This window comes from Paraburkholderia sp. (assembly GCF_026225065.1).
Classification (GTDB): domain Bacteria; phylum Pseudomonadota; class Gammaproteobacteria; order Burkholderiales; family Burkholderiaceae; genus Paraburkholderia.
Window position 1 is genome coordinate 1 of sequence record NZ_JAMFSB010000321.1, and the last position, 25491, is coordinate 25491.

General features: G+C 62.0%; 23 protein-coding genes. 10 read left to right on the plus strand and 13 right to left on the minus strand.

Features of this window, described 5'->3' with window-relative positions; translation table 11 throughout:
* The 7 genes from M0954_RS22735 to M0954_RS22765 form a co-directional block, all read right to left on the minus strand.
* The coding region (locus M0954_RS22735) for an ABC transporter ATP-binding protein (RefSeq protein WP_297355620.1) at positions 1-548 on the minus strand (548 nt) is incomplete at its 3' end.
* Complete coding sequence (locus tag M0954_RS22740; protein WP_297355622.1) at positions 548-1324, minus strand: ABC transporter ATP-binding protein; 777 nt, start codon at positions 1322-1324, stop codon at positions 548-550. The genes M0954_RS22735 and M0954_RS22740, both read right to left, overlap by 1 nt.
* Before the next feature lie 80 nt (positions 1325-1404).
* On the minus strand, positions 1405-2574 hold the full coding sequence (locus M0954_RS22745) for an ABC transporter ATP-binding protein (RefSeq protein WP_122153579.1): 1170 nt from the start codon (positions 2572-2574) through the stop codon (positions 1405-1407).
* Between the two features lie 12 nt (positions 2575-2586).
* Positions 2587-3537: a branched-chain amino acid ABC transporter permease gene (locus M0954_RS22750; protein ID WP_122153578.1), complete on the minus strand. Its 951-nt coding sequence runs from the start codon at positions 3535-3537 to the stop codon at positions 2587-2589.
* 228 nt (positions 3538-3765) lie between these two features.
* Entirely contained in the window at positions 3766-4482 is a 717-nt protein-coding gene (locus tag M0954_RS22755; protein WP_297355624.1) for an ABC transporter substrate-binding protein, read from the minus strand.
* Between the two features lie 640 nt (positions 4483-5122).
* Complete coding sequence (gene ispH, locus M0954_RS22760) at positions 5123-6082, minus strand: 4-hydroxy-3-methylbut-2-enyl diphosphate reductase (RefSeq protein WP_122153577.1); 960 nt, start codon at positions 6080-6082, stop codon at positions 5123-5125.
* Between the two features lie 2 nt (positions 6083-6084).
* A complete protein-coding gene (locus M0954_RS22765; RefSeq protein WP_122153576.1) occupies positions 6085-6540 on the minus strand; it encodes a peptidylprolyl isomerase in 456 nt (151 codons plus the stop codon).
* A 190-nt stretch (positions 6541-6730) separates the two neighbouring features.
* On the opposite strand from M0954_RS22765, the gene radC reads away from it, so the two are divergent.
* From radC to nadB, 4 genes are all read left to right on the plus strand, one after another.
* Positions 6731-7651: a DNA repair protein RadC gene (gene radC / locus M0954_RS22770; RefSeq protein ID WP_297355626.1), complete on the plus strand. Its 921-nt coding sequence runs from the start codon at positions 6731-6733 to the stop codon at positions 7649-7651.
* 264 nt (positions 7652-7915) lie between these two features.
* Positions 7916-8149 carry a 50S ribosomal protein L28 gene (gene rpmB / locus M0954_RS22775; RefSeq protein ID WP_007180631.1) on the plus strand — a complete coding sequence of 78 codons (234 nt, stop codon included), beginning with the start codon at positions 7916-7918 and terminating at the stop codon, positions 8147-8149.
* 10 nt (positions 8150-8159) lie between these two features.
* Entirely contained in the window at positions 8160-8327 is a 168-nt protein-coding gene (gene rpmG / locus M0954_RS22780; protein WP_074263557.1) for a 50S ribosomal protein L33, read from the plus strand.
* A 306-nt stretch (positions 8328-8633) separates the two neighbouring features.
* Positions 8634-10232 (plus strand): L-aspartate oxidase, encoded by a 1599-nt coding sequence (gene nadB / locus M0954_RS22785; RefSeq protein ID WP_122153575.1) that lies wholly within the window; start codon positions 8634-8636, stop codon positions 10230-10232.
* A gap of 101 nt (positions 10233-10333) precedes the next feature.
* On the opposite strand, the gene nadA is transcribed toward nadB, so the two are convergent.
* From nadA to purN, 5 genes are all read right to left on the minus strand, one after another.
* On the minus strand, positions 10334-11473 hold the full coding sequence (gene nadA, locus M0954_RS22790; RefSeq protein WP_297355628.1) for a quinolinate synthase NadA: 1140 nt from the start codon (positions 11471-11473) through the stop codon (positions 10334-10336).
* 197 nt (positions 11474-11670) lie between these two features.
* Positions 11671-12867, minus strand: coding sequence for an acyl-CoA desaturase (locus M0954_RS22795; protein ID WP_122153574.1), 1197 nt, complete (start codon positions 12865-12867; stop codon positions 11671-11673).
* Between the two features lie 263 nt (positions 12868-13130).
* On the minus strand, positions 13131-14483 hold the full coding sequence (locus M0954_RS22800; protein ID WP_297355630.1) for a mechanosensitive ion channel domain-containing protein: 1353 nt from the start codon (positions 14481-14483) through the stop codon (positions 13131-13133).
* A 79-nt stretch (positions 14484-14562) separates the two neighbouring features.
* Positions 14563-15822: an RsmB/NOP family class I SAM-dependent RNA methyltransferase gene (locus M0954_RS22805; protein WP_297355632.1), complete on the minus strand. Its 1260-nt coding sequence runs from the start codon at positions 15820-15822 to the stop codon at positions 14563-14565.
* The gene (purN, locus tag M0954_RS22810; RefSeq protein ID WP_297355634.1) at positions 15819-16484 is read right to left on the minus strand and encodes a phosphoribosylglycinamide formyltransferase; all 666 of its coding nucleotides are present in this window, start codon (positions 16482-16484) and stop codon (positions 15819-15821) included. The genes M0954_RS22805 and purN overlap by 4 nt, the downstream gene beginning before the upstream one ends.
* 110 nt (positions 16485-16594) lie before the next feature.
* On the opposite strand from purN, the gene M0954_RS22815 reads away from it, so the two are divergent.
* The 6 genes from M0954_RS22815 to dut all read left to right on the plus strand — a co-directional run bounded on the left by M0954_RS22815 (position 16595) and on the right by dut (position 23917).
* Complete coding sequence (locus M0954_RS22815; RefSeq protein WP_122153570.1) at positions 16595-17590, plus strand: bifunctional riboflavin kinase/FAD synthetase; 996 nt, start codon at positions 16595-16597, stop codon at positions 17588-17590.
* Between the two features lie 175 nt (positions 17591-17765).
* Positions 17766-20603: an isoleucine--tRNA ligase gene (ileS, locus tag M0954_RS22820; protein WP_297355637.1), complete on the plus strand. Its 2838-nt coding sequence runs from the start codon at positions 17766-17768 to the stop codon at positions 20601-20603.
* Entirely contained in the window at positions 20603-21106 is a 504-nt protein-coding gene (lspA, locus tag M0954_RS22825; RefSeq protein ID WP_122153569.1) for a signal peptidase II, read from the plus strand. The genes ileS and lspA overlap by 1 nt, the downstream gene beginning before the upstream one ends.
* Positions 21107-21134: 28 nt before the next feature.
* A complete protein-coding gene (gene coaBC / locus M0954_RS22830) occupies positions 21135-22349 on the plus strand; it encodes a bifunctional phosphopantothenoylcysteine decarboxylase/phosphopantothenate--cysteine ligase CoaBC (protein WP_123385562.1) in 1215 nt (404 codons plus the stop codon).
* 62 nt (positions 22350-22411) lie between these two features.
* On the plus strand, positions 22412-23413 hold the full coding sequence (locus M0954_RS22835; RefSeq protein WP_297355639.1) for an LLM class flavin-dependent oxidoreductase: 1002 nt from the start codon (positions 22412-22414) through the stop codon (positions 23411-23413).
* Positions 23414-23470: 57 nt separating this feature from the next.
* Complete coding sequence (gene dut / locus M0954_RS22840) at positions 23471-23917, plus strand: dUTP diphosphatase (RefSeq protein ID WP_122153566.1); 447 nt, start codon at positions 23471-23473, stop codon at positions 23915-23917.
* Between the two features lie 137 nt (positions 23918-24054).
* Here dut and M0954_RS22845 read toward each other — a convergent pair.
* A partial coding sequence (locus M0954_RS22845) for an AAA family ATPase (RefSeq protein WP_297355641.1) occupies positions 24055-25491 on the minus strand: 1437 nt, incomplete at its 5' end.

Sequence of the window (25491 nt, forward strand, 5' to 3'; positions counted from 1 at the left end):
CGCACCACCTCGAAGATCTTCTCGACCATGATCGGCGAGAGACCCATCGACGGTTCGTCGAGCAACAACAGCTTCGGCTTGCTGATGATCGCGCGCGCCATGGCCAGCATCTGCTGCTCGCCGCCCGACAACGTGCCCGCGTACTGCGTGGCGCGCTCCTTGAGACGCGGGAAGAAGCCGAACATGCGGTCCACGTCTGCCTTGATAGCGTCCGTGTCGTTGCGCAGATACGCACCCATCTGCATGTTTTCGATGATCGACATGCGCGCGAAGATGCCGCGGCCTTCCGGCACCATCGCCAGACCGCGCTTCAACAGTTCATGCGCCGGCAGGCCCTTGATCGACTGGCCCATGTACTCGATATCGCCCGCACCGTACGCCTTCAGACCCGTGATCGCCTTCATCGTCGTGGTCTTGCCTGCACCGTTCGCACCGATCAGCGTGACCAGTTCGCCCTGGGCGACTTCGAGGTCGATGCCCTTGACTGCCTGAATGCCGCCGTAATTGACCTGCAGGCCCTTGACTTTCAACATCGCAGTATTTGCCATCAATGGACTCCTGCACCGAGATAAGCCTCGATCACCTTCGGGTCCTTCTGCACGTCTTGCGGCAGACCCTGGGCGATCACCTTGCCGTAATCGAGCACTGTCATGTTGTTGCACAGGCCCATCACCAGTTTCACGTCGTGCTCGATCAGCAGGATCGTCTTGCCGTCCCCGCGGATCTTGTCGAGCAGCTTGGTGAGCTCGACCTTCTCCGTCGCGTTCATGCCGGCGGCCGGTTCGTCCAGCGCCAGCAGCTTCGGATCGGTTGCCAATGCGCGAGCAATCTCGAGACGGCGCTGGTGGCCGTATGACAGGTTGCGCGACGTGTAGTCCGCGTATTGCAGCACGCCGACGTACTCGAGCAGTTCGAGCGCGCGTTCCTTGATCTCACGCTCTTCCTTGCGCTCTGACGGCGTCTGGAACACCGCACCGATCAGGCCGTGCTTCGTGCGCACGTGACGGCCCACCATCACGTTTTCCAGCGCGGTCATGCCGCCGAACAGGCGAATGTTCTGGAACGTGCGGGAAATGCCCGCCTTCGCGACCTGGTACACCGCGGTCGGCGTGTAGGATACGCCGTCCAGTCTGAAGTCGCCGGAGTCCGGCGTGTACAGCCCCGTGATCACGTTGAAGAACGTGGTCTTGCCGGCGCCGTTCGGCCCGATCAGGCCGTAGATTTCGCCAGACTTGATTTCGAGGCCGACGTCGGACAATGCCTGCAGCCCGCCGAAGCGCTTGTTCACGCCTTTAACGGACAGGCGGATGTTGTTATCACTCATTGATGTTCTCCATGTCGACCGGAGTTAGCGCTTTAGCGCTTACCCCGGTCCCATGCAGGGCCGTAGCCCTGCCCAGCCCGTTAGGCGCGCACCGGCTTCTTGCTGTTGCGCTTCGCAATTTTCGCAATCTTGTCCTCATGCTTCGGCGCCGGCCACAGGCCTTCCGAGCGGTACAGCATGATGAGAACCATCGCAAGACCGTACAGCAGCTGACGGATCACTTCGGTATCGACAATTTCATGGCCGAAGAGCATGTTCTGCAGCGGGCCCATCGTCGAACGCAGGAATTCAGGGAACACGGAGAGCAGCACCGCACCGAGAATCACGCCCGGGAGGTGGCCCATACCACCCAGCACCACGCAGGCCAGCACCACGACCGATTCCCAGAAGGTGAACGACTCCGGCGACACGAAACCCTGGAAGCCGCCGAACATCGCGCCCGACAGGCCGCCGAACGACGCGCCCATCGCAAACGCCAGCAGCTTCACGTTACGGGTGTTGATGCCCATGGCCTTGGCGGCGATTTCATCTTCGCGGATCGCGGCCCACGCGCGGCCGATACGCGAGTGCTGCAGACGCGTACAGACCCAGATCACCAGCAGCGAGCACAGCACGAACAGGTAGTAATACATGTACACCGTCGTGAACTGGAAGCCGAGGAACGTGTGGGTCTGCGCGAGACTAAAGCCGCCCACGCTCACCGGATCGATACCCGTGATCCCCTGCGGACCGTTGGTGATGTTCACCGGACGGTCGAGGTTGTTCATGAAGATCCGCACGATTTCCCCGAACCCCAACGTCACGATGGCGAGGTAATCGCCACGCAGACGCAGCGTCGGCGCACCGAGCAGAACGCCGAACGTCGCGGCAAGCGCCATGGCGACTGGCACGATGATCCAGAACGGCGTATGCAGGCCGCCCGGGAACAGGTGGCCAATCCACGCGAATTGCGTGGACAGGTGTGGCGAAGACAGCAGGGCCGTGGTGTAGGCGCCGATCGCGTAGAACGCGATGTAGCCCAGGTCGAGCAGGCCGGCAAAGCCGACCACCACATTAAGGCCGAGCGCCAGCATCACGTAGAGCATGGCGAAGTCGAGCACCCGCACCCAGTAGTTGCCGCCGGCTGCGCCGATGATCATTGGCGCAACGATGACCAGTACCGCGGTGATGATGCCGACCGTCAGTGTCTTCGTCGTGTTCTTCTCGGGGATGAGCGTCGTGGACGGCTCGATCGGTTGAATTGAGGTCATGTTATTTGCTCCTTACGCGCGATCTGCGACACGTTCGCCCAACAGGCCCGACGGACGGAACACCAGCACGACGATCAGCACAATGAAGGCGAACACGTCCTGGTAGTTACTGCCGAACACGCCACCCGTGAGGTTGCCGATGTAGCCCGCACCCAGCTGTTCGATCAGGCCAAGCACCACACCGCCGACCATCGCGCCGCCGAGATTGCCGATACCGCCGAGCACCGCCGCAGTAAAGGCCTTCAGACCGGGGATAAAGCCCATATAGAAGTGAGCGTTGCCGTACTCGGAGGCGATCATCACGCCGGCCAGCGCAGCCAGTGCCGAGCCGATCATGAAGGTTGCCGAGATCACGAAGTTCGGGTTCACGCCCATCAGGCTCGCGACGTTCGGATTTTCGGCAATCGCGCGCATCGCGCGGCCAAGCTTCGTCTTGTGCACGAGCAGCAGCAGCCCGCCCATCACGAGGAACGCGACCACGATGATGACGATTTCAGTCATCGAGATCACGGCGCCCGGATTGTTGGGACCGGCCTTGATCACGTTGAGCGGATCAGTGGGCAGCAGTTGCGGGAACGGCAGCGGATTGCGCGACCAGATCATCATCGCAAGCGTCTGCAGCAGGATCGACACGCCGATGGCGGTGATCAGCGGAGCCAGACGCGGCGCGCGGCGCAGCGGCCGGTAGGCCACCCGCTCGATCGTGTAGCCGACCAGCGAGCACACGACGGCTGCAACGATCAGCCCGATGATGAGCGTCGGCACATGGCCTAGTCCCGGAAAGTGGTTCTGCAGCACGCCTATGGCTGAAAGCGCAACCATCGCGCCCACCATCAACACATCGCCATGCGCGAAGTTGATGATGCCCAGGATGCCGTAAACCATCGTATAGCCCAGTGCGATGATGGCGTAAACGCTGCCAAGCACCAGTCCGTTGAGGATCTGCTGGATGAAGATATCCATTTAATGCTCCTTAGCCCGTGCGACTGGATTTGCGTTCGTCATCATCGGTGGGCGGTGATGCTTCACACAAATCGCAACGGCACTGCGGGTACTGATGTAAAAGACCGGTAAGGGTTATCCGCCACCGGCTTGTCTTGCGACTGGGTCACAGTCGCTGGCTCGCCGGAAACGGATGCAAAAACGACACCATGGGTGGGCCAAGGTGCCGTCAGGCTGTACGTCCCGTCATTACATCTCTACGGCTTCGAGGACCGCAGCTTCGCTGTCCTTGAAGTCGTAAAGCGTAATAGCGCCTTCTTTCAAATCACCCTTGTCGTCGAATGCGATGGAGCCGGTTACGCGGTCGTAATCGGGGGACGGCATCGCAGCCAGCACCTCGGGCGCATCGATTGAGTGGGCGCGCTTGATTGCTTCGACGCTCACGGACAAAGCCTCATACGTGAGCGGCGCGTCACTCTGCACCGGTGTGTCGGAGCGGCCTTCATGCTTCTTCTCGAAGCCCGCGCCTTTGGTCATGTCCGAAAGCGCGAATGCCGCCTCCAGGCTGACCGGGTTTTGCACGGCGGATTTCGCCAGCTCCCCCACCTTGTCGGTCCACACACCGTCGCCGCCAAGGATTTTTGCCCTGATACCGAGCCTGGCCGCCTGCTTCGTTAGCGGTCCGCCCGTCGCGTTCATACAGCCGGACCCGTTCAGGTCCGGCTGAACACACTTCATTCTGGTGAGAAAAGCCGGGAAATCCGCGGCCTGGTCATTCGCTGCTTCCCCGGCAACGACTTTTGCGCCGCTCGCACGGGCGGTCTTCGCGAGCTCGCCCGCGAGCCATTTGCCAATGGCGGGCGCAGATGTGTCATTCATCTGCGCGATACGCTTCGCGGCCAGCTGCGGCCGGATCTTCCGGCCGTCGAGCGTCGACCCCTGCGTGGTGATGTCCTCAAGCAGCAATCGCGCCCCGTTTTCGTTGTGTTTGCCTAAACCGGCAATACGCGGTCAACTTCGTAACCTCGGCCGCGAACGACGCGGCGTAAGCAAACTTGGCTCGCATTAGGTAGGTCTCCAGCGCCTTGCTAAATTCAGTGTCCGCAGGCCAGAGACCTTGAGAACGCGCGCATTGTAACTCCAATTATGCGATGGGCAATATTGTTGAAACGGCAGGGTTTTCCTGCATTGCAACCTTATTTTGCGACTAATAATCAGTAAGGGGCGCAACCCGGTTGCGACATTTTTTCGTGCATCAGTTGCACCAAGCTAGACTCAAGCAGCATCAAGTGTTGCGGCAGTCGCGGTCAAGTCCCGGATTTACAGCGCTGAGCGATAAGTACTACCTTTTTATATCCCGCCTCCCATACGCACAATGCTAGTGCATCAAAATTATGAGGTGTCGGATATCAATAGATAAAACGGGGATCGATCACATCCGAACCAATAAAATAAAATCGCTCGGAGGCAAAAAATTTCCATTACGAGCGCTGCAAACGGGTCTATTTCTGTGATGTGACACTTATTTAAAAGACGCAGTTCGCAGAGAGCGGAAATAAAAAAGCGCGCCGTGGGCGCGCTTTTCTTACGAGACGTTAGGAATTGGTCAGGCAGGCAGACCCAAGCCGCGCGGCAGAGGAAACGCGATATTTTCCTCGATGCCTTCGAGCGCACGCACGTTGCGCACACCCAGTTCGCGCAAACGGGCAATGACGGCCTGCGCCAACACTTCGGGCGCCGACGCGCCGGCGGTGACGCCAATGCGACGCTTGCCGACGATCCAGGCCGGATCGATCTGGTCGGGCGAGTCAACCATATAGGAGGGAATGCCGCGCTTCTCGGCGACTTCGCGCAGGCGATTGGAGTTGGAGCTGTTCGGACTCCCCACCACGATCACCACGTCGCACTGCGGCGCCATGAATTTGACAGCGTCCTGGCGATTCTGCGTGGCATAGCAGATGTCCTGCTTTTTCGGCTCGCGAATCTCTGGATATTTGGCTTTGAGCGCAGCGATGATCTCGGCGGCGTCGTCAACCGACAAGGTGGTTTGCGTGACGAAGGCAATCCGCTCGGGGTCTTCGAGCGACAGTTTCTGTACGTCGTCGATATCTTCGACGAGATACATGCCCTCGCCCGCCTGCCCCATCGTGCCTTCGACCTCCGGATGACCCTTGTGGCCGATCATCACAATATCGAAGCCTTCCTGGCGCATCTTCGCCACCTCGATGTGCACCTTGGTGACGAGCGGACAGGTCGCGTCATACACGCGTAAACCACGCGACTCGGCTTCGGCGCGAACCGTCTTGGAAACGCCGTGCGCACTGAAAATGACGGTGTTACCGGCCGGCACTTCCTCTAACTGCTCGATGAAGATAGCGCCCTTCTTGCGCAAATCCTCGACAACGTAGGCGTTGTGAACAATTTCGTGGCGCACGTAGATAGGCGAACCGTGCAGCTTGATCGCGCGTTCGACGATTTCGATTGCCCGATCGACACCCGCGCAGAACCCGCGCGGTTGCGCCAGCAGGATCTCGGCTTCAGTCAGAGTCGTATCCGTGGTGCTCATGTTTACAGAATCCCGATGATTTTCACTTCGAACGCCAGCGCCTGGCCGGCGAGCGGGTGATTGAAATCGAACAGGGCGGACGTTTCGCCGACTTCCTTCAGCACGCCTGCGTAGCGTCCGCCACCCGGTGCGTTGAATTCGACGAGATCGCCCGGCGAAAAATCCTCACCGATCATGCTGTTTTCGCGCAGCGTGGCGAGCGAGACCCGCTGGATCAGCTCTGGATTGCGCGGACCGAATGCTTGCCCGGCGGGTAGCTGAAAGGTCGAATGGTGGCCGACCTTCAATCCCAGCAAAATGTCTTCCAGTGGCGGCGCAAGTTGGCCTGCACCCAGCAGCAGCGTGGCTGGCTTTTCGGTAAAGGTGTTGATGACTTCAGCGCCATCGGCAAGCGAAAGCCGGTAATGGAGCGTGAGGTGCGAACCGGGTTTCACTTCAGAGATGTCGATGATGCTCATGCGGTACTCGTTCAGTCGGGACGCGCTGCACACGGGCGCCGAGGCGCAGCCTGTGCGGGTGGCAAGCCGTTACGGCGCCGTGCGCAAAGGCTCTATTGTAAGCCACATATCAAGCGGCGGCTTGGGTGCATCGTAGGCACAAGCGCCATGGGCGAGGACTTTTCCCGCCCGCGAACAGGAGAACGATGAGATGGACTATTACGCTTGCGCCGGGGTAACGGCAATTCCTGCTACGGAGGTCAGCGTGCTGGCGCCGTTCGATGCAGATGTGGCCGCAAGGCCGGATGCGCGAGGGGCGGCCGTGCGTAAGGCGGGGGCGCGTAAGCTGGCTGCCCCTGAGACGGTTGCGTCCGAGGGCGCCGTGTCTGGGGCAACCGCATCTGGGGTAGCCGTGCCAGAGGCGGTCGCGCCTGACGCGGCCCGGCTTAAGCCGGCTGCACCCAAACGCTGGCGCCGGAAGCGTGACATGCCGCGTGAGCGGCTGCTCGATTTCGGGCCCGGCACCCTGGCCGACGCCGAACTGGTGGCGCTGGTGCTGGGCTCGGGACTGCCGGGTCACAATGTGTTCGTCATCGCCGACTCGCTGTTGAAACGCTTTGGCTCGCTGCGTGCGATGCTCGACGCTACACCTGCTGACTTCAAGGGACTGCCCGGCATAGGCCCCGCCAAGACGGCGCAACTGCTCGCCATCCTCGAACTGGCGCGACGCTCGCTCGTCGAAAAAATGCGCGAAAAAACGATCATCGACTCACCTGAGGCGGTCGAGGACTATTTACGCCTGCTGATTGGCTCCAAGCCGCATGAAGTGTTCGTCTGCCTGTTTCTGGACGCCCGGCATCGCCTGATCGTCACCGAGGAGAGCTCGCGCGGCTCGCTCACGCGGATGGCGGTTTATCCACGCGAAATTGTCCGCCGTGCACTAACCGCGAATGCGGCAAGCATGATCGTGGCGCATAATCACCCCTCCGGCGCGGTGAAACCCAGCGCGAGCGACCGGCATCTGACGCAGGTGCTGCGCGACACTCTCGCGCTGATCGACGTCCATCTGGTCGATCACCTTGTAATCGGCACGCACGAGACCTTCTCGTTTGCGCGCGCCGGATGGTCGTGAATCCCAGAGCCGTCAACGCCGGAATGCCCGTCGGATTGCCGTTGTTGCTGCACCTTGTCCTGCTAGCCGGATCGCAAATAAGGTTTGATTTATCGGCTTTTTTTCTGCTAGAATTCCGGTTTGCCTGTTTCCAACCCTGTTCCGAAGCCATCAAAGGCCTTTCGGGAGATAAGCGACTGAACGCAACTGAGCGATCACCGCGGACCTTCCGGATAACTTTCGCGGCGTCCGAACTCAGAATTAGCGTATTAGGAGTGCTCTCATATGGCACGCGTATGCCAAGTAACTGGGAAAGCGCCGATGAGCGGCAACAACGTTTCCCACGCGAACAACAAAACCAAGCGCCGGTTCCTGCCGAACCTGCAAAACCGCCGCATCTGGGTGGAAAGCGAAAACCGTTGGGTGCGTCTGCGCGTTTCGAACGCCGGCCTGCGTCTGATCGACAAGAACGGCATTGACGCCGTGCTCGCAGACCTGCGCGCACGCGGTGAAGCCTAAGGAGTAAATCATGGCCAAAGGCGCACGCGACAAGATCAAGCTGGAATCGACCGCAGGTACGGGTCACTTCTACACCACGACGAAAAACAAGCGCAACATGCCGGAAAAGATGGAGATCAGCAAGTTTGATCCCGTCGTTCGCAAGCATGTGCCGTACAAGGAAACCAAGATCAAATAAGATCTTGCTTCCTGCTTGTTGACGAAGACGAAAGCCCTGCACTTGTGTGGGGCTTTTTGTTTTGCGGCGCGCTAAATGATGAAAATTCCAGCGCGCTCTGTTCTCGGTACTTCCTGCCTCGCTGCTAACTCTAGCGGCCGCTCTTCCATTCCGGCATGCGTGCGCGTCGCGCTTCCATTCCCCCCGCTTGCATCATTAGCCATCCGGCCAGCTTTCCCTCATGTCCTGCGACGCGTATCCTTGTTCGTTTATCGGTGAGCGGCGACACGAGTCGCAACCGCTGATCAAGTGACGGAGACGCAGGAAATGAATTTTGATGTGGCAATTGTCGGTAGTGGCCTGGCGGGTCTGAGTGTTGCACTGAATCTGGCGGAGACGCGGCGGGTCGCAGTGATTGCCAAGGTATCGATGACCGAAGGCGCCAGCGATTGGGCGCAAGGCGGCATCGCCGCCGTGCTGGATTCCGCGGACAGTATCGAGAACCACGTCAACGACACGCTCATCGCCGGCGGCGGCTTGTGTGACGAGGCCGCAACGCGCTTCATCGTCGAGCATGGACGCGAAGCGATCGAGTGGCTGATCGCGCAAGGCGTGCCGTTCACCAAAGACGACGCCGCCGAGCTCGGCTTTCATCTCACGCGCGAAGGCGGGCATAGTCATCGCCGCATCATTCACGCAGCGGACGCGACCGGTCATGCGGTCGTCGCCACGTTAAGCGAGCGCGTGCGCCGCCATCCGAATATCACGCTGCTCGAAAACCACTATGCGATAGACCTGATCACCTCGGACCGCCTCGGCCTGCCGGGGCGTCGCTGCCACGGCCTGTACGCGCTCGATCTCGAAAGCGGCCGCACCGTCACCATCGAGGCGCCGCACACGGTGCTCGCTACCGGTGGCGCGGGCAAGGTCTACCTGTACACGACGAACCCCGACACCGCGACAGGCGATGGCATCGCCATGGCGTGGCGCGCTGGCTGCCGCGTGTCGAACATGGAGTTCATCCAGTTCCATCCCACGTGCCTGTTCCATCCCTATGCAAAGTCTTTCCTGATCTCGGAAGCGGTGCGTGGCGAAGGCGGCATTCTGAAGCTGCCGGACGGGACCCGCTTCATGCCTCAGCACGATGAGCGTGCCGAACTGGCGCCGCGCGATATCGTCGCCCGTGCGATCGATTTTGAAATCAAGAAGCGCGGTATCGACTGTGTGTACCTCGATATCAGTCACCAACCGGCCTCGTTCCTGCAAGAACACTTTCCGACCATCCTCGCGCGCTGTCGGGAGTTTGGGATCGACATCACCAAAGAGCCGATTCCGGTCGTCCCGGCGGCACATTACACCTGTGGCGGCGTCGTCACGGACCTCGCTGGCCGCACCGATCTCGCTGGCCTCTATGCGGTCGGCGAGACGTCCTGCACCGGCCTGCATGGCGCCAATCGCCTGGCCAGCAACTCGCTGCTCGAGTGCCTGGTGATAGGTCGTTCCGCGGCTGCGGCAATCGAGGGGGAGGGCTTCGGCGCCGCAGTCCACGCGCCACTGCCCGACTGGGACGAAAGCCGCGTGTCCGATCCGGACGAAGAGGTGGTCGTCGCGCATAACTGGGACGAACTGCGCCGCCTGATGTGGAACTACGTGGGCATAGTCCGAACCGATAAGCGGCTCGCGCGCGCCAAGCATCGTCTGGCGCTGCTGCGCGATGAAATCCACGAGTACTACGCGCACTTCAAGGTGAGCCGCGATCTGCTCGAACTGCGCAATCTGGTCGACGTTGCGTCATTGATCGTCGAGAGCGCACGTTCACGACGCGAAAGCCGCGGGCTTCACTTCAGCCGCGACTGGCCCGCTGCGCTACCGAAAGCGTTGCCCACGGTTCTGTCGCCGGAGAATGTGCGCAATCGCAATATCTGACGCGCGCGGTTCTCCAGAGCGTACCTCTTCGGCAAACGGCGGCGACACTGCATCAGCCTGCGGCCTGATATCGCCCCTGATGATGCGTGGCCGCCGCCCGATTACGCCGCGCCCACGTTCGAAAACAACGCCGTGTCCTTAGCCAGGTCGCCGCTCGTCTGCACGCGCTTCCTGTGGCGCGCAGCAAAATCAAGCATGCGGTCGATCGGCAGCCGTGCCCGTTCGCCCACCGCGCGATCGACGAAGATCTCGTTGTGGCCGCGCTCCAGCACGTCGGCGAGGTTCGCGAGTCCATTCATCGCCATCCACGGGCAATGCGCGCAACTCTTACAAGTGGCGCTGTTGCCGGCGGTAGGCGCCTCGATGAACGTTTTGCCCGGTGCAGCCAGGCGCATCTTGTACAGAATGCCAAGGTCCGTCGCGACGATAAAGTGCTTCGCATCGAGCCGTTGCGCGGCGTCGATCAGTTGCGTCGTCGAACCCACGACATCCGCCTGAGCCACCACGCTTTCCGGCGACTCGGGGTGCACCAGCACCTTCGCATCGGGATATTGCTCGCGCAGCAGATCGAGTTCGATGCCTTTGAATTCGTCATGCACGAGACACGAGCCCTGCCATAGCAGCATGTCCGCGCCGGTCTTCTTCTGGATATAACCGCCGAGGTGCCGGTCCGGCGCCCAGATGATCTTTTCGCCGCGTGCATGCAGGTCCGCCACGATCTCCAGTCCAATCGACGACGTCACCATCCAGTCCGCCCTCGCTTTCACGGCCGCGCTCGTATTCGCGTAGACCACCACAGTGCGATCCGGATGCGCATCGCAGAAAGCAGAAAACTCGTCGACGGGACAGCCCAGATCGAGCGAGCAGGTCGCATCGAGATCCGGCATCAGCACCCGCTTGTCGGGACTGAGAATCTTCGAGGTCTCGCCCATGAAGCGCACACCGGCGACGACCAGCGTCTGTGCGTCATGATCGCGGCCGAAACGCGCCATCTCGAGCGAGTCCGCGACGCACCCGCCGGTTTCGTCGGCGAGCTCCTGCAGCTCCGCATCCACGTAATAGTGCGCGACGAGCACTGCCTTCTCACGCACAAGCAACTCTCGAATGCGCGCTTTTAGGGCGAGTTTTTCTTCCGCCGACGGCGCGTCCGGCACCTTCGCCCACGCCTGTCCGATGCCGCACGTCAGGCCCTGCGCTTGCGGCCGGTCGTATTCGACGCTCCTGATCGCTTGCTGATTCATGATCCCCTCTGCCCTACTGATTTGCCGCTCATCGCCGTGCGTGATGAGCATCGTGCACATGGGCGCACATGCCACATGCGATAGACATCCTGCGCGTCACGTCCGGCGTTTTCGGCGGCCCAAAAAAGCAAAACCCCGCCAACGCGGGGTTTTGTGACGTGACTAAATTTTAATTGATTTCGCGCTTATGTTCTTACTCACGCATAGCGACGCAGGCGCATCGCAAATTCCTGAAGGGCTTTGATGCCGCTTTGTTCCGCGCGGTGACACCAATCCTGCAACTGCACGAGCAACTGGTCGCGTGAAGCGTTCGAGCGCTCCCACATGGCGGCCAGTTCGTTGCGCAACTCGATGTAGGTGCGCAGCTTCTGACTGTTCGCGAAAATTTGCGGCAGTTGACGCTTCTGCGGTTCGTCGAGGCCAGCCTCTTCCTTGTGGAACCAGCTGCGTGCGCCGCGCATTACCTGATACTTTTCACGCGCGCCCACTTCCTTCAGATGCGCCAGTTCCTGGCGATAGGCGCGCTTGAGCGCCTTACCGTAGCGGGCCATCACTTCATAGCGGTTGGCCAGCACGGCTTGCAACGTGTCCTGGTCGAGCACCAGCTTGCCGGTGGTCAGACGCGGCGTGGGCGCAATCTTCTTCACCTTGGCGAGGCGGAACGCCGACATGATGCGGATGTACATCCAGCCGATATCGAACTCGTACCACTTGTTCGACAGCTTGGCCGACGTCGCATACGTGTGGTGGTTGTTATGCAGTTCTTCGCCGCCGATCAGGATGCCCCACGGGAAGATGTTGGTGCTCGCATCCGACGAGTTGAAGTTGCGATAGCCCCAGAAGTGCGCGAGGCCATTGACCACGCCTGCTGCCCAGAACGGAATCCAGATCATCTGCACAGCCCACACCGTCAGGCCGACGAGGCCGAACAGCGCGACGTTGAGCACCATCATCAGGCTCACGCCGAGAATCGGGTACTTTGTGTAGACGTTGCGTTCCATCCAGTCGTTCGGCGTGCCGTGACTGAACTTGCGCATCGTTTCTTCGTTCTTCGCTTCCGTGCGATAGAGTTCCGCGCCTTGCAGCAACACCTTCCAGATGCCGCGCGTTTGCGGGCTGTGCGGATCTTCTTCGGTCTCGCACTTGGCGTGGTGCTTACGATGGATCGCGGCCCATTGGCCGGTCAACATGCCCGTGCTCATCCACAGCCAGAAGCGGAAAAAATGACTGACGGCAGGATGCAGGTCGAGGGCGCGGTGCGCCTGGCAACGGTGCAGATACACGGTCACGCCGATGATCGTGATGTGCGTCGCCACGAGCGTGTACACCACGAGTTGCCACCACGAGAAGCGCAACAGACCGTGGGCAAGGAAATCAAGCAAGGAATTCAACAAGGCAATTTACCTGTGGAACGAGAGTGACAGGACACCAGGAAGACAACGCGAACAACGTAACCGAAAGAGGGCAATTAAAGGCCAACCCAAGGGTAACCAAAAACGCGGCGTCAAGAAAGTGAAAGCATACAAACAGCTTGGACGTTATTCTACTTGAACCGTTCCAAGTGTTTGTAACAATTGGGGATTTTTTGCAACCCAGCAACCAGGGCAAACACGCTGATGTGTCTTTTTAGCACCCTCCGCGATGTCCCGCCGCCCCGTCAGGCGGCGCTGCCCGGCTCGTTGGCGGCATCTCCGGTCATAGTTACCGGTCGCGACAGTATGTCGCCCGCACCGACGATCCGCACTTCGCGCTGCGAGAACGGGATCGAAATGGCGTTTTCGCCGAAGAGTCGCCAGAGGTTGCGATTGACTGCCGAGCGCACGCCACCGGTGCCGAGTGCCGCATCCTCGATCCAGAAGCCTAGTTCGAGGTTGATGCCATCCGGCCCGAAGCCGGCCAGATAAGGCGTCGGCGCCGGATCCCGCAGCACGCGCTCCACCCCGTCGGTGGCCCGCACGAGTAACTGCATCGCCTGTTCGACGTCCGACGTATAAGCCACTGCCACCGCGATCTTCGTGTAGCCGCGCGTCAGATAGGACGACTGGTTCTGTACGACATCGGTGATCAGCTTTTCGTTCGGGATCAGCGTTTCGATACCATCGAGACCGCGCACCACCGTGTAGCGGGTGCGGATCTGCGTGACCATGCCCTGCAGACCGCCGGTGTTGATCGTGTCGCCGATCCGCAACGAGCGGTCGATCAGGATGATGAAGCCCGATACGTAGTTGCTGGCGATCTTCTGCAAACCGAAGCCGAGTCCGACGCCCAGCGCGCCGCCGAACACGCCCAGCACCGTGATATCGATGCCCACCAGCGACAGGCTGATCAGCACCGCCGCCAGCACGAACAAAGCCCGGCCGACCCGTGACACCACGACTTTCAGATTCACATCGAGCGTGTTCGAGCGCATCAGGCGCTCTTCGAACGCCGCCCCGAGCCACATCGCGACGATCATCGTCACGCAGACCCACAGCAGCCCCGTCGAGAGCGACAGTAGCGTCATGTGCGCATTGGCGACGCGAAAGTGCACGCTCGCCATCCAGTCGAGCACATCGTCCTGAATGCCCATCACGGTGAGCACCATGCCGATCCAGACGATCAGCGAGACGACTTTCTCGACGAGGAACAGCCACTTATGGGCTTCGCCATGGCTCGCGAACACGCGGCGGGCGAGGAAGAACATCACGTAGATCAGACCGATGCCGAACAGCGGCACCAACGCGAGATCGAGCAGCGCAGTGTGCATGAACGGGGCGGCAACCGCCTGCGCGATCCAGACCAGCGCAGCGCCGATCAGCGGGAAAAATGCGCGATTCAGGCTTTCCGCGCCGAAGCGCAGCGCCTGATAGCGCGTCTGGCGGCGTAAATCGAGGGTCCGGCGCAGCAGCCAGGCGAGCCCCCACGCAAGCGCGAGCGTGCCGAGCAGCACGCCCACCTGCCAGAGCATCACGGGCTGGCCGAAGTCATGGGCGACGTCGCCAAACAGGTGAAAGAAGATCCGGTTGTGCATGGTTTCGTGGAGGCGCCGGGCGCGGCATGCCTGCGGTTACAGCAAGGCAGGCAGCGCGCCAGCGACGCTTCAGGCGCCCTTAAGCGCGCCGCTCCAGCACCGCGGCGAAGAAGCCGTCGGTGGCGTGGCGGTGCGGCCACAGGGACAGGTAGTCACCCATTTCAACCTCGATGCGCTGTTCGGCCAGCACCTCACGCGCCGGCACCAGGGCAAAGCCCGCGTGATTGGCGAGGAACTGCGTGACGATGGCCTCGTTCTCCGCCTCCAGGATGCTGCAGGTCGCGTAGACCAGACGCCCGCCCACCTTCACGAGGCGCGCGGCGCTCGTCAGGATGGACAACTGCTTGGGCGCGAGCTCCGCAACCGATTCCGGCGACTGGCGCCATTTCAGATCCGGATTGCGCCGCAGCGTGCCGAGCCCACTGCACGGCGCGTCCACCAGCACACGGTCGATCTTGCCCGCCAGACGCTTGATTTTCGCGTCGTGCTCGCTGTCGATCAGCACCGGATTGACGTTCGACAGCCCGCTGCGCGCAAGGCGCGGCTTGAGCTTGGCGAGGCGCCGCTCGGAGATGTCAAACGCATACAGACGGCCGGTGGAGCGCATCATCGCGCCCAAGGCGAGGGTCTTGCCGCCCGCGCCGGCGCAGAAGTCGACGATCATTTCGCCACGCTTCGGCGCGACCAGCGTGCACAGCAACTGGCTGCCTTCGTCCTGCACTTCGACCCAACCGTTCTGGAACGCGTCGAGCTTGGTAAGCGGAGGCTTGCCGACCACCCGCACGCCGAACGGCGCGAACGGCGTGGAGCCCGCCTCGATACCGGCGACGGACAGGGCGCCGAGTACCTCGTCGCGAGTCGCCTTGATCGGGTTGGCGCGCAGATCCAGCGGCGCCGGATAGTTCAGCGCGGCGGCCAGTTGCGCCAGCTCTTCAGCCTCGAAGCGCCTTGACAGTGCCTGATAGATCCAGTCGGGCAGATTCATGCGAATCCGCAGCGGCAGGCTTTCCGGATCGATCTTCGCGACGTGTTCGAGCCAGTTGGACTCGGAGTCGGAAATGAATGGCTTCAACGCCGAGCGCCCTGCCGTCTGCATCAGGCCCAGCAAGGCCATCCGGCGCGCCGGGCTGCCGGCGCCGCTTTCGGCCAGATGGGCGAACTCCATCCGGCGCCGCAGCACTGCGAAGACCGCCTCGGCGATCACGCCGCGCTCGCCGTGCCCAAGCTTCGGGTGGGCGCGGAAAAAGCGGCTGGTGGCTGCGTCCGCGGGGCCGGCCAGCTTCAGCACGTCCGCGAGCAGCGTTTCGGTTTGTCCAATCAAAAATCCATGTAGTCTCATACGCCCTCTCCGGCGATCTTCTTGCTATTGATGTCGGCAAAGAGCCACTGCGGCTCCGGCGGCGTGAGCGTGACGCGCGGTCCGTCGAGCGCAAGGCGCCCTTCGACGAACCAGCGCACCGCGCGTGGGTAAATAATGTGTTCGGTGGCCAGCACGCGCTCGGCGAGCGCCGCGGCGTCGTCGCCGTTCAGCACCGGCACGGCTGACTGGACCACGATCGGCCCATGATCGAGCTGCGACGTGACAAAATGGACAGACGCGCCGTGCAGCCGGACGCCGGCATCGAGCGCCTGCTGGTGAGTCTTCAGGCCCGCAAAGCTCGGCAGCAGCGACGGATGCACGTTCAGCATGCGCCCCGCGTAGCGATCGACAAAGCCGGGCGTCAAAACACGCATGAAGCCGGCGAGCGCCACCAGATCAGGCGTAAAAGCATCGATCTGACGCGCCAATGCTGCATCGAAAGACTCGCGATCGGGAAACTGGCGGTGATCAACGACCGCCGTGGCAATACCATGCGACGCGGCGAACGCAAGGCCCGCAGCGTCTGGACGGCTGGCAATCACGGCGGCGACTTGCGCCGGCCATTCTTCGCGCGAACAGGCGCGAACGATGGCTTCCATGTTGCTGCCCCGCCCGGAAATCAGGATGACAAGTTTTTTCATCCGCGGATTTTATCATTCGGGGGACGCCGGAACGGCGCTGCGCCGCCGTGGCTTGCTTTGAGCGTTTATAATCGTTTGTTTTGCAACTTAAAGTCGCCCCACCCGCTATTGTGAGAGTCTTCCGCGGTCTTCCCAATGCCGAGAGCCGTGCGCCCTGCGCACTGACCATCGGCAACTTCGACGGTGTCCACCGCGGCCATCAGGCTTTGCTCGCCCACGTCCGGGCAGCAGCCGATGCACGCGGGCTGCCCGTCTGCGTGATGACTTTCGAGCCGCACCCGCGCGAATTCTTCAATCCGGCCGGCGCGCCGCCGCGCATCGCCATGCTGCGCGACAAGCTGGAAGCGCTGCGCACCAATGGGGTCGACCGGGTGGTGGTCGAGCATTTCAATCACACCTTCGCCAGCCAGTCGCCGGATACGTTCGTTGAGCGGATCATCGTCAACGGACTTCACGCCCGCTGGGTAATGATCGGGGACGACTTCCGCTACGGCGCGAAGCGTGCGGGCGATTTCGACTCGCTCAAGGCTGCGGGCGCCCAGCACGGCTTTGAAGTCGAACAGATGGCCACCGTCGCGGATCCGTCCGGCGCACGCATCTCGAGTTCCGGCGTGCGCGCGTCGCTGGTGGCGGGCGACCTCGACGCAGCGCGCGCCGCACTCGGCCGCGATTACCTGATCAGCGGCCACGTCGTGCACGGCATGAAGCTCGGCCGCGACCTTGGCTTTCCCACGCTGAACCTGGCAATCGCCCACAAGCGCCCGGCGCTGGCGGGCATTTTCGTGGTGCGCGTGCATGGCATCGAAGCGGAGCCGCTGCCAGGCGTCGCGAGCCTCGGCTTGCGCCCTACCGTCGACGATTCTGGCCGCGTGCTGCTCGAAGTTCACCTGCTTGACTGGCACGGCGATGCGTATGGCAAACTCGTGCGCGTCGAATTCCTGAAGAAACTGCGTGACGAAGAAAAGTACGTCGACCTCGAAACGCTGACCGCTGCGATCGCGCGCGACGTCGCCAATGCGCGCGCGTGGTTTGCGGCAGTCGGCAGCGGCACGCCGGGCAGCCGCTCGACCGGCTTCGCCACTTCAGCCACCGACCGAATTAGATAGCCGCCGCGGTACGTGTCAGCGCGGTCAACACGAAGCGCAGCACGTGCCCTCGCTGCGCGCATCGAAGGGCGTCCGTGAATCACGCGACATGCCTGCCGGGCGCGCCCAACGCCCCGCGCATCGTGCGCAAATCGCGCCCTTACCGCGCATCAAACGAATTCACTGCGACCACACCATGAGCAACAAGAAAGCCGATTCGAAACCGCCGTCACGCTACCCGGTCAACCTGCTCGACACGCCGTTCCCGATGCGTGGCGACCTGCCCAAGCGCGAGCCGCAATGGGTCAAGGAATGGCAGGAACGCAAGGTCTACGAAACGATCCGCGCGGCCTCCAAGGGCCGCACGAAGTTCATCCTGCACGACGGGCCGCCGTATGCCAACGGCGACATCCACCTCGGACACGCGGTGAACAAGATCCTCAAGGACATGGTCGTCAAGTCGCGCAACCTGGCAGGCTTCGACGCGGCCTACGTGCCAGGCTGGGACTGCCACGGCATGCCGATCGAAATCCAGATCGAAAAGCAGTTCGGCAAGTCGCTGCCGGCCGCTGAAGTAATGCAGAAGGCACGCGCCTACGCGAGCGAGCAGATCGAGAAGCAGAAGGTCGGCTTCCGCCGTCTCGGCGTACTCGGCGACTGGGACAACCCGTACAAGACCATGAACTTCACGAACGAGGCCGGCGAAATCCGCGCGCTCGCGAAGATCATGGAAAAGGGCTATGTGTTCCGCGGCCTGAAGCCGGTGAACTGGTGTTTCGACTGCGGCTCGGCGCTCGCCGAGGCTGAAGTCGAGTACCACGACAAGACCGATCCGACCATCGACGTGCTGTTCGCCTTCGCGGAGCCGGAGAAAACCGCGCAGGCGTTCGGCCTCGCGGCCTTGCCGCGCAACGAAGGCGGTGTCGTGATCTGGACCACGACGCCGTGGACGATCCCCGCCAACCAGGCGCTGAACGTCCATCCGGAGATCGTCTATGCGCTGGTGGATACACCGCGCGGCCTGCTGATTCTCGCTGAGGAGCGCGTCGAAGCGTGTCTGAAACAATACGGCCTCGAAGGGCATGTTGTTGCGACCACCACAGGCGCCAAGCTCGCCAACCTGCGCTTCCATCATCCGCTCGCCTCGGCGCATCCGAGCTACAAGCGCACGGCGCCGGTGTATCTGGGCGACTACGTGACGACGGAAAGCGGTACCGGCATCGTTCACTCGTCACCCGCCTACGGCGTGGAAGACTTCGTGTCATGCAAGGCGCACGGCATGTCCGATTCGGACATCATCAGTCCGGTGATGGGCGACGGCCGGTATATCGAATCGCTCGCGCTGTTCGGCGGCCTGTCCATCTGGGCTGCCAATCCGAAGATCGTCGAAGCGCTCGACGCGTCCGGTTCGCTGCTGCACACGGAAAAGTACAAGCACAGCTACATGCATTGCTGGCGCCACAAGACGCCGATCATCTACCGCGCGACCTCGCAGTGGTTCGCCGGCATGGACGTGAAGCCGAACGACACCGACAAGACACTGCGCGAAACTGCGCTCGAAGGCATCGAGAACACCGCGTTCTATCCGTCGTGGGGCAAGCAGCGTCTGTTCAGCATGATCGCCAACCGACCGGACTGGACGCTGTCGCGTCAACGTCAATGGGGCGTGCCGATGGCGTTCTTCGTGCACAAGGAATCCGGCGAACTGCATCCGCGCACGCTGGAATTGCTTGAAGAAGTCGCGCAACGCGTCGAGAAGGGCGGCATCGAAGCGTGGCAATCGCTCGATCCTCGCGAGCTGATCGGCGACGACGCCAACCTGTACGAAAAGAACCGCGACACGCTCGACGTGTGGTTCGATTCGGGCACCACGCACTGGCACGTGCTGCGCGGCTCGCACAAGGACGAACTGCAGTTCCCGGCCGACCTCTATCTGGAAGGCTCGGACCAGCACCGCGGCTGGTTCCACTCGTCACTGCTGACGGCTTCGATGCTCGACGGCCGGCCGCCGTACAACGCGCTGCTCACGCACGGCTTCACCGTCGACGGCGAAGGCCGCAAAATGAGCAAGTCGCTCGGCAACGGTATCGATCCAGAGGAAGTGGCGAATCGCCTGGGTGCGGAAATCATCCGTCTGTGGATCGCCTCGACCGATTACTCAGGCGAACTGGCGATCTCCGAGGAAATCCTGAAGCGCGTGACGGAAGGCTATCGCCGTATCCGCAACACGCTGCGCTTCCTGCTCGCGAATCTATCTGACTTCGACTTCGAGAAGAACGCGCGACCGGTGGAAGACTGGCTCGAGATCGACCGTTACGCGGTGGCGCTGTCGGCCAATCTGCAGACGGATATCCTCGCGCACTACGACAAGTACGAATTCCACCCGGTCGTGGCGAAGCTGCAGACGTTCTGCTCGGAAGACCTCGGTGGTTTCTACCTCGACGTGCTGAAGGACCGTCTGTACACCATGGCGCCGGACTCCGTCGCGCGCCGCGCCGCTCAGACCGCGCTGTATCAAATCGCTCATGGACTGCTGCGCATCATGGCGCCGTTCCTGTCGTTCACCGCGGAAGAAGCGTGGAAGATCTTCCAGCCGAACAACGAGACCATCTTCACGGAGACATATCACGCGTATCCGGAAGTGGCAGATGCGGCTGCGTTGCTCGACAAATGGACCCTGTTGCGCGCAGTGCGTAGCGACGTAACCAAGGCCTTGGAAGAAGCGCGCGTTGCCAATCTGATCGGCTCGTCGCTGCAGGCCGAAGTCGAAATCCGCGCGAGCGGTGCGCGTCACGACGCGCTGGCGAGCCTCGGCGCGGATCTGAAATTCGTGCTGATCACGTCCGCCGCGACGGTCGTGAAGGTCGACGAGGAAGCTGCCGAAAGCGTCGAAGTGGTCGCATCGAAATATCTCAAGTGCGAACGCTGCTGGCACTATCGCGCGGACGTCGGCGAGAACGCCGAACACCCGTCGCTGTGCGGCCGGTGCTTTAGCAATCTGTTCGGAAGCGGCGAAACGAGGAGCGCGGCATAATGGCAACAAGAAGTCTGTCGAAACCCGCCAGCGGTTCGCTGGCACCGTGGCTTGGCGTGGCGCTGATCGTGATTCTGTTCGATCAGCTCACGAAGATTGCAGTCCAGAAGGTGTTTGCCTACGGCGTGCCGCATGCGGTCGCGCCGTTTTTCAACCTCATCCTGGTCTACAACCGCGGCGCCGCGTTCAGCTTCCTCGCCATGGCGGGCGGCTGGCAGCGCTGGGCCTTTACGGGCCTTGGCGTGGTAGCGGCGCTGGTGATCTGCTATCTGCTCAAGCGTCACGGTGCGCAGAAACTCTTCTGCACGGCTTTGGCGCTGATTCTCGGCGGGGCGCTCGGCAATGTGATCGACCGGCTGGCGTACGGCCACGTGATCGACTTCCTCGATTTCCACGTGGGCACCTGGCACTGGCCGGCGTTCAACCTCGCCGACAGCGCGATCACGATCGGTGCACTCCTGCTCGTGCTCGACGAATTGCGGCGCGTACGCGTCTCGCGCTAACGCTGTTGCTTTGTCTCGGAGGCTTTCGTTGGCAACCGCAGAACTCGCAGGAAAACATCTCGTCCTCGGCATGAGCGGCGGGATTGCCTGCTACAAGATCGCCGAACTCACGCGCCTGCTTACCAAGGCAGGCGCGACCGTGCAGGTCGTCATGACCGAAGCGGCCACGCAGTTCATCACCCCCATCACGATGCAGGCGCTGTCAGGCCGTCCGGTCTACACGAGCCAGTGGGATGCGCGCGTGCCGAACAACATGGCACATATCGATCTGTCGCGCGAAGCGGATGCGATTGTGATCGCGCCGGCGTCGACCGATTTCCTCGCCAGGCTGGCGCATGGCATGGCCGACGATCTGCTCTCGACGCTATGCGTGGCGCGTGATTGCCCCTTGCTCGTTGTGCCGGCGATGAATCGCCAGATGTGGCAGAACCCGGCCACGCAGCGCAACGTTGCCCAACTGCGCGCCGATGGAATCGAAGTGCTTGGCCCGGATTCAGGTCCGCAGGCTTGCGGTGAAGTCGGCGACGGGCGGATGCTCGAAGCCGCCGCCACCTACGAGGCGATCGCTTCGTTTTTCCAGCCGAAGATTCTCGCCGGCCGCCGCGTGCTGCTGACCGCTGGCCCGACCTTCGAACCGTTGGACCCGGTGCGCGGCATCACCAATCGCTCGAGCGGCAAGATGGGTTTCGCGCTCGCACGCGCGGCGCAGCAGGCTGGCGCGGACGTGCATCTGATCGCCGGGCCGGTCGCGCTGGAGACGCCGTGGGGCGTGATCCGCGAGGACGTGCAAACGGCGCAGCAGATGCACGACGCCGTGATGCGCGCGGTGCCCGACTATGACATCTTCATCGGCGTGGCCGCTGTCGCCGACTGGCGCGTCGACCACATCAGCGAACACAAGATCAAGAAGACCGCCGAACGCGTCATGCCCACTTTCACCTTTGTTGAAAATCCGGACATTCTGGCCTCGGTAGCTAAGCTGCCGCATCCACCCTTCTGTGTCGGCTTTGCAGCGGAGAGCGGCGACCTCGACGTACACGGCGAAGAAAAGCGTGTACGCAAGAATGTACCGCTTCTGATCGGCAATCTCGGCCCGCTCACCTTCGGCCTCGACGACAACGAAGTCGTCCTGTTCGAAGCGAGCGGCGCGACCAAACTGCCGCGCGCAGACAAGCAGACGCTGGCGGGCGCTCTGATTGCCGAAATCGCCAAACGCCTGCCCGATACGAGCCTGATCCGGTAACGATCCGGCAACCAGGCGGTCCTTCTTGCCGGACCCTTGGATCACCCTGGAGCAGCACTGTCATGACGCTACTTTCCGTGCTCGATCAAACGCCCGTGATCGACGGGCACTCGGTGGCGGACGCGATCGCCGCCACCATCGAACTCGCGCAGCTTGCCGACGATCTCGGCTACACACGCTACTGGTGCGCCGAACACCATGGCCTGCGCGGCGTGTCGAACCCGTGCCCCGAAGTGATGCTCGCGCGCCTGGGAAGCGTGACGAAGCGCATCCGCCTCGGCTCCGGCGGCGTGATGCTGCCGTACTACAGCCCCTTCAAGGTCGCCGAGCAGTTCATGATGCTCGAAGCGCTGTTTCCGAATCGCATCGACCTTGGCGTCGGCCGCGCACCGGGCGGCGATATGCGCACGGCGCAGGCCGTGGCAGCGGGTGCCTATAACCGCGGCGATATTTTCCCGCAGCAGGTGGCCGATCTGGTCGGGCTGATGAGCGGCACGCTGCCAGCCGAACATGTGGCGCAAGGCGTGCTGCTGCAGCCACAGGTTGAGACACGGCCGCAACTGTGGATGCTTGGATCGAGCGAGTTCGGCGGCCTGCTGGCTGCGCAACTCGGCATCCGCTTCGCGTTCGCACACTTCATCAACGCGCACTTTGGTCACCAGGTCGCGCAGGCGTATCGCGAGCGCTTCAAACCCGGCAACGAAGCGCAACCATATCTGGCCGCTGCGGTGTTCGTCATCTGCGCGGATACGGACGAGGAAGCGGCGGCGCTGGAAAAAGCCGTCGACCTGCGCCGCGTGCAGATGGCCTACGGCCTGAACGCGCCGATTCCAAACATCGAGCAGGGCCTCGCCCAGGAATACGGCGAGCGCGAGCGCCTGGTGATCGACCGCGAGAAGCCGCGCAGCATCATCGGCACACCTGAACGTGTGACCGAACGGATGCTCACGCTGCAGGAGCAGTTCGAGGCCGACGAACTGGTGGTCCTGACCGTAGCCGGCAGTTATCGCGCGCGGTTGCGCTCTTACGAACTGCTCGCGGACGCTTTCAAGCTTGGTGCTTGAACTGAGCTGAACTAACTTCGCGCCGACCTTTTACCCCCTCTCTCACACTCGAACTGCATGAAACTTGACCTGAAGATTCTCGACGCCCGTATGCGCGACCAACTCCCGGCCTACGCCACGACTGGCAGCGCCGGCCTCGACCTACGCGCATGTCTCGACGAACCGCTGACGCTGCAACCCGGCGAAACCGCGCTGGTGCCGACGGGTCTGGCTATCCACGTCGGCGATCCCGGCTATGCGGCTCTGATCCTGCCGCGTTCGGGCCTCGGACATAAGCACGGTATCGTGCTCGGCAACCTGGTGGGATTGATCGATTCGGATTATCAAGGTCAACTGATGATTTCGACGTGGAATCGCGGGCAAACCGCGTTCACGCTGAATCCAATGGAGCGGCTCGCGCAACTCGTCATCGTGCCGGTCGTGCAGGCTGAATTCAATATCGTCGAGGACTTCGAACAAAGCGACCGCGGTGCAGGCGGTTTCGGCAGCACCGGCAAACACTGAGGTCTCCTGTCGGTCGGGTGCTCAACAGCACCGGGCAATTCCTGAAGTTCCCGGACCGCGGCAGTGGAATAAAAAAACGGCGTGGGCCATATGACCCACGCCGTTTTACCTTGCTTGCTGCGAGAAACTTAAGATTCTTACTCGACTTCGACCGCTTCCGGATTCGGATTGCGCGGCGCGGCCTGCTCGTCGAACGTGAGCTGGACCTTGTCTTCCGCATCCACGTCCACCGTCACGCGGCCACCGCTCATGAGCTTGCCGAACAGCAACTCGTCGGCCAGTGCGCGACGGATCGTGTCCTGGATCAGACGCTGCATCGGACGCGCACCCATCAGCGGATCGAAACCGTGCTTCGCCAGATGCGCGCGCAGCGCGTCGGTGAAGAGCGCATCGACCTTCTTCTCGTGCAACTGATCTTCCAGTTGCATCAAGAACTTGTCGACCACGCGCATGATGATTTCCTCATCGAGCGAGCGGAAGCTGATCGTTGCGTCCAGACGGTTACGGAACTCCGGCGTGAACATGCGCTTGATGTCGACCATCTCGTCGCCGGTTTCGCGGCGCGTCGTGAAGCCGATCACCGACTTGCCCATGGCCTCGGCACCCGCGTTCGTCGTCATGATGATGATGACGTTACGGAAATCCGCCTTGCGACCGTTGTTGTCCGTCAGCGTGCCGTGGTCCATGACCTGCAGCAGCACGTTGTAGATGTCCGGATGCGCCTTTTCGATTTCGTCGAGCAGCAGCACGCAATGCGGCTTCTTCGTCACGGCTTCCGTCAGCAGACCACCCTGATCGAAACCAACATAGCCCGGCGGCGCGCCAATCAAACGGCTCACCGCGTGACGTTCCATGTACTCGGACATGTCGAAGCGGATCAGCTCGATACCCAGCGTGAACGCCAGTTGCTTGGCCACTTCGGTCTTGCCGACGCCGGTCGGGCCGGAGAACAGGAACGCGCCGATCGGCTTGTCGAGCTTGCCGAGACCTGCACGCGCCATCTTGATCGCAGCCGACAGCGCATCGATGGCCGGGTCTTGCCCGAACACCACGCTTTTCAGGTCGCGGTCCAGCGTTTGCAGCTTACTGCGATCGTCCTGCGACACACTTTGCGGCGGGACACGCGCGATCTTCGAGATGATTTCCTCGATCTCGCCCTTGCCGATAGTCTTCTTCTGCTTCGACTTCGGCAGGATGCGTTGCGCCGCGCCCGCTTCGTCGATCACGTCAATGGCCTTGTCCGGCAGATGACGATCCGTGATGAAGCGTGCCGACAGTTCCGCCGCCGCCGACAGCGCACCCGACGAATACTTCACGCCATGGTGCTCTTCGAAACGCGACTTCAGGCCACGCAGGATCGCCACCGTCTGTTCGACGGTCGGCTCGGTCACATCGACCTTCTGGAACCGGCGTGACAGCGCCGCATCTTTTTCGAAGATGCCGCGGTATTCGGTGAACGTCGTCGCGCCGATGCACTTCATCGAGCCGTTGGACAGCGCCGGCTTGAGCAGGTTGCTCGCGTCCAGCGTGCCGCCCGACGCGGCGCCCGCGCCGATCAGCGTGTGGATCTCGTC

Excerpts from the sequence above, each read along its gene's own strand:
- M0954_RS22765 (WP_122153576.1), bottom strand. The coding sequence starts at position 6,540 with ATGAGCATCATCGACATCTCTGAAGTGAAACCCGGTTCGCACCTCACG.
- nadA (WP_297355628.1), bottom strand. The coding sequence starts at position 11,473 with ATGAATCAGCAAGCGATCAGGAGCGTCGAATACGACCGGCCGCAAGCG.
- purN (WP_297355634.1), bottom strand. The coding sequence starts at position 16,484 with ATGAAAAAACTTGTCATCCTGATTTCCGGGCGGGGCAGCAACATGGAA.
- ispH (WP_122153577.1), bottom strand. The coding sequence starts at position 6,082 with ATGAGCACCACGGATACGACTCTGACTGAAGCCGAGATCCTGCTGGCG.
- M0954_RS22835 (WP_297355639.1), top strand. The coding sequence starts at position 22,412 with ATGACGCTACTTTCCGTGCTCGATCAAACGCCCGTGATCGACGGGCAC.
- M0954_RS22745 (WP_122153579.1), bottom strand. The coding sequence starts at position 2,574 with ATGACCTCAATTCAACCGATCGAGCCGTCCACGACGCTCATCCCCGAG.
- radC (WP_297355626.1), top strand. The coding sequence starts at position 6,731 with ATGGACTATTACGCTTGCGCCGGGGTAACGGCAATTCCTGCTACGGAG.
- nadB (WP_122153575.1), top strand. The coding sequence starts at position 8,634 with ATGAATTTTGATGTGGCAATTGTCGGTAGTGGCCTGGCGGGTCTGAGT.
- M0954_RS22805 (WP_297355632.1), bottom strand. The coding sequence starts at position 15,822 with ATGAGACTACATGGATTTTTGATTGGACAAACCGAAACGCTGCTCGCG.
- rpmG (WP_074263557.1), top strand. The coding sequence starts at position 8,160 with ATGGCCAAAGGCGCACGCGACAAGATCAAGCTGGAATCGACCGCAGGT.
- M0954_RS22740 (WP_297355622.1), bottom strand. The coding sequence starts at position 1,324 with ATGAGTGATAACAACATCCGCCTGTCCGTTAAAGGCGTGAACAAGCGC.
- M0954_RS22800 (WP_297355630.1), bottom strand. The coding sequence starts at position 14,483 with ATGCACAACCGGATCTTCTTTCACCTGTTTGGCGACGTCGCCCATGAC.
- rpmB (WP_007180631.1), top strand. The coding sequence starts at position 7,916 with ATGGCACGCGTATGCCAAGTAACTGGGAAAGCGCCGATGAGCGGCAAC.
- dut (WP_122153566.1), top strand. The coding sequence starts at position 23,471 with ATGAAACTTGACCTGAAGATTCTCGACGCCCGTATGCGCGACCAACTC.
- M0954_RS22750 (WP_122153578.1), bottom strand. The coding sequence starts at position 3,537 with ATGGATATCTTCATCCAGCAGATCCTCAACGGACTGGTGCTTGGCAGC.
- ileS (WP_297355637.1), top strand. The coding sequence starts at position 17,766 with ATGAGCAACAAGAAAGCCGATTCGAAACCGCCGTCACGCTACCCGGTC.
- lspA (WP_122153569.1), top strand. The coding sequence starts at position 20,603 with ATGGCAACAAGAAGTCTGTCGAAACCCGCCAGCGGTTCGCTGGCACCG.